This window comes from Adlercreutzia sp. ZJ138, from assembly GCF_011038935.1.
In the GTDB taxonomy this organism is placed as follows: domain Bacteria; phylum Actinomycetota; class Coriobacteriia; order Coriobacteriales; family Eggerthellaceae; genus ZJ141.
In genome coordinates this window covers 1-2700 of record NZ_JAAKEA010000041.1, presented here as the reverse complement: position 1 = coordinate 2700, position 2700 = coordinate 1, and the positions used below count along the sequence as shown (strand labels likewise).

The following is a 2700-nucleotide window of genomic DNA, read 5'->3' as shown; positions in this document are numbered from 1 at the left end:
TGATTCCTACGCCAATTCCTGAGCGCTGTTCCGCAATATACTGAGCAGCATGACGCTCATTCCTGAGCACGCGAGCGCTAATTGTTGAACACTCCCATAATCGCCCTGCATGGCAAAGACGACCATGCAGGGTTTTTTATTAGATGGGAGGTTCTATGGAACCGAAAGTTTCGTACAAAGAGATCGTGCGGCTTACACTTGCCGGTGGCTATTCACAGCGCGAGATAGCCTCGGCAGCTGCCTGCTCGATCGGGACGGTCTGCAACGTGCAGCGCAAGGTACGTCTCTTAGGACTTGATAGTCCGACGGCAGAGGGCATGAGCGAGAAAGAACTGCGCGGTGTACTCTCTGAGCGACGTGGGCGAAAGCCTGATGCTAACTATGCCCAACCCGACCACGCCTCTATTCAAGAACAACTTGACAAGCACAAGGGACTCACACTTGCAATTGCATGGGAGGAATACGCCACTGATTGCGTGGCGGCTGGCAAAGCGCCTTACATGTATTCGTTTTTCGTCCAGAAACACCGCGAATGGCAAAGCGCATCCGATTTATCACTGCGTGTGCCTCATGTACCGGGTGACCGCATGGAGGTTGATTGGGCTGGGAGCGTGATGGAGTGGATTGATATGTACACAGGTGAGGTGCATACGGTCTACTTGTTCGTTGCGACACTGCCATATTCCCAGTACACGTTTGTAAAGCCGGCTGAATCTATGGCTATGGATGACTGGATCGACTGCAACGTAGAAGCTCTGCACTTCTTCGGTGGCTCGCCACGCATTGTAGTTCCCGACAACTTACGTACTGGTGTTGATGTGCATACCCAAGACGAAATCGTTATCAATCGCACCTACCGCGAGTTCGGTGAGCACTACGGTTTAGCGATCATCCCGACAGGCGTTCATAAGCCAAAGCACAAGCCCAGTGTAGAAGGCAATGTAGGTAAGATCGGCGAGCGAATAGCGCTTATGTTGCGCAATCAGCGTTTCTTCTCAATGGATGAGCTCGAAGAGGCGGTAGCGTCAAAGCTTGCCGATCTCAATTCCCGCCCATTTAAGAAACGTGCCGACGGTAGTCGGACAGAGGTGTTTCTTGCTAAAGAAAAGCCTATGCTCTCGCCACTGCCCGCAACTGACTTTGAGCCTGGACGTTGGCTTAAGCGCACCGTAAGCCCAGAATACCGCATCACAGTCGATACCTCTACCTACACAGTGCCCTACACCTTTGCAGGTCAGCGCGTTGACGTGCGCGTTGGCCGCTTAACAGTTGAGGTGTTTTGCGATGGTGAGCGCATCGCGACACATCCGCGCTCACACAAGCGCAACGACGATGTGAAACAAGAATCGCACCAGCCCAAGTGGCACACCGAGCTTCTCCATCAATCAGGAGAGCGCTTTCGACAGCGTGCATTCGATGAGATAGGCCCGTGGGGTCGAAAAGTAGTCGACTCCATACTGTCGGCAGGCCGGGCCGAAGAGGAGGGATACCGCTCCTGTGCCAAGCTGCTCAACTTAGCTTTCAATCATGGTGGGCGTGCTGTAGAGGAGGCGTGCGAGCGCGCGTGCGGGATCACGCGCACTCCGAGCCTGAAGACTGTGAAAGTGATCTTAGCCAACATGTCCGACCGCGACGAGCAGCGCGACGCCAAGGAGGACTACGCCATCCTTCGGGCAGAAGGCTACTACGGTATAGACAGCAACGCAAACGACAACAAGACGGAGGAATAGCATGAGCCCCGAACAAACAATGGACAAACTCAAGAAGATGCACCTATCAGCGATGGCCGATGCCTACGGCCGTCAGCTAGCCGACCTGACAACGTACAGACAGCTTTGCTTTGACGACCGACTCGCGATGATGGTCGACCATGAAGCCGACGTTCGCTCCACCAACAAGATTAACCGGCTTATCAACAGTTCAGGTATGTACTTCAAAGCCGCATGCCCTGAAGACATAAACTACGATCCTGAGCGCGGCCTTGATCGCGAACAGCTTGCCCGCATACTGGATTGTTCCTACATCGCAAAAGGGCAAAACGTCGTGTTAGAAGGCGCAAGTGCTTCGGGAAAGACCTGGTTGTCCTGCTCGTTCGGTGTTGCTGCCTGCCGCAGGGGCTACAAGGTTAGATACTACAAAATGCGCTCTCTTATAGATGAACTCATGGTCGCCCGTGCTGCACTCGACGGAAGCTACCAAAAGCTGATCTCACAGCTTAAAAAGACCCATCTCGTCATCATTGATGACTTTCTTCTGCATGAGGTATCGGCAGAGGACTTAGGTGAACTTCTGGAATTGGTGGACGCACGTCTGCTCACCGGATCGACAATCCTTTGCTCGCAATACCAACACGACGGCTGGGTAAAGATTATGGGTCGTACTCCGATATCGGAGGCATTCATGTCGCGTATCAAGTCATCTTCTCATGTCATTCGCGTGAAGACTGTCGATGACATGCGCATGAAAAACAGTGCACTACTCTGATTCTATATCGATTCAATTGCGGCAAGCGCTCAGGCCTTAAGGCCATCGCGCTTGCCGGTGCCCGTCGCTTACCTGCGGCGAGCACAAAACTCTGTGTTGTTGAGTTATTCGCTTGATAAAACCATACATTTGTATGATTTCTCAAGGCGTTCATTAATTGATGGAATAGTGCTTAACAATTAGCGGAATAACGCTCATTTTTTGGCGCTAGAAACA

2 protein-coding genes are annotated in these 2700 nt (G+C 52.4%); both read left to right on the top strand.

The features are described from left to right. Positions 1-155: 155 nt before the first annotated feature. Positions 156-1730, top strand: coding sequence for an IS21 family transposase (gene istA / locus G7Y43_RS10505; RefSeq protein ID WP_165046361.1), 1575 nt, complete (start codon positions 156-158; stop codon positions 1728-1730). Position 1731: 1 nt separating this feature from the next. Beyond that, on the top strand, positions 1732-2484 hold the full coding sequence (locus G7Y43_RS10500) for an ATP-binding protein (protein ID WP_165046360.1): 753 nt from the start codon (positions 1732-1734) through the stop codon (positions 2482-2484). The last annotated feature ends 216 nt before the right edge of the window (positions 2485-2700 follow it).

Coding starts and splice junctions, on each gene's coding strand:
- istA (WP_165046361.1), top strand. CDS start 156: ATGGAACCGAAAGTTTCGTACAAAGAGATCGTGCGGCTTACACTTGCC.
- G7Y43_RS10500 (WP_165046360.1), top strand. CDS start 1,732: ATGAGCCCCGAACAAACAATGGACAAACTCAAGAAGATGCACCTATCA.